We start from the raw sequence: 1,136 nt of genomic DNA, 5'->3' as shown, positions 1-1,136 counted from the left end.
CTACTTCGGGCCAAGAGTTGTTTTCTTGTATCACCATTGTCAAAGGTTTCTGGTTTATATTCTATTTGTTTGGTTTTAGTTTGCTTAATCTGTTTATTTTCCTGATCTATAGCCTCCCAACGATGTTTTATTCGAATATCTTGCAAGGCTTCTAAAGCTAGTTTTTGGACATGAAAACGATCTGTTACCTGTATGGCTTTAGGAAAACATTTTTTAGCAATCATTTTCATGGAATTAGCCATGTCAAGAGTAATCTCTTTGACTTTATCTCTAAGTGATTTGGGGATTTTAAGTAACTGTTCTATGATAGGCTCTACCTTGGTTCCTTCTAGTATAGCTACTATAGCACCTTTCTTTCCTTTAGCTTTTTTATTGGTGATTATGGTATAGAGTTCTCCTTTGGAGAGCGCGGTCTCATCAATGGATAAATGCCTTCCCGTGTTTTCAGGAAAGATAAGCCACTGTTTGGCATGTGGTTTTTGTTCCCATTCTTTAAACTCACTAAGACAGTCCCTGTAGTGCCTGCTGAGTTTTTTGCCGTCAACGTTATAGAACCCACCTATGGTGTGGCAATCTGAGGCTTTAGTATCTACTAATTTCTTTAAAAAAAGCAGCGAACTCGGTGGTCATCCGTGTTCCCTGTGCTACTAAACCCCAATCTCTTTGGACAACTTTATTTGTTGTTTTATCCAGCCATCTACGCCGTTTTACATGAAGGTATACCGTGTTTCCCCTGAGCGGAAAATCTTGGATGGTCACTTGTTTGTGGAAGCCATGAGCTATTAAGGCACGAGAAGCTTCTTCTTTAGGGGTTACATTGCGCTCTTCGAAGTAAAGGTGCATGACCTCGCCGCTTTTAGTGTTTTTAACTAAATCAAAGTGATTGATTAGAAATTCAGGTAAGATGAGTTTGAGTAAGTCTAGATAATTGTCCAAGGTTCTTTTTTTAACAAAAATCGTAATCTTATTTCAATTCACACACAACTTTTGAGATTGATCCGAAGCGAGACTACAAAACTCGGTACTGACCCTTCGACTACGCTCAGGACAGGCCAAGCAGGAATCGTATACAGAGGCATATTTACTTGGGTAAGCAAGCACATCATTGTAACGCCCGACGATTACCAAAAGGGTAA

The 1,136-nt window shown here is 39.3% G+C and carries 2 protein-coding genes; both read right to left on the bottom strand.

Annotated elements, in window-relative coordinates; all coding sequences use genetic code 11:
* On the bottom strand, positions 1 to 563 hold a 563-nt coding region (locus tag ABD935_RS02055), incomplete at its 3' end, for an ISAon1 family transposase (protein ID WP_425550189.1).
* A gap of 19 nt (positions 564 to 582) precedes the next feature.
* Positions 583 to 936 (bottom strand): ISAon1 family transposase N-terminal region protein, encoded by a 354-nt coding sequence (locus ABD935_RS02050; protein WP_345189882.1) that lies wholly within the window; start codon positions 934 to 936, stop codon positions 583 to 585.
* Positions 937 to 1,136 lie beyond the last annotated feature (200 nt).

It is taken from the genome of Algibacter agarivorans, assembly GCF_039543245.1.
Lineage (GTDB): Bacteria > Bacteroidota > Bacteroidia > Flavobacteriales > Flavobacteriaceae > Algibacter_G > Algibacter_G agarivorans.
This window is presented reverse-complemented; position numbering and strand designations above follow the sequence as displayed.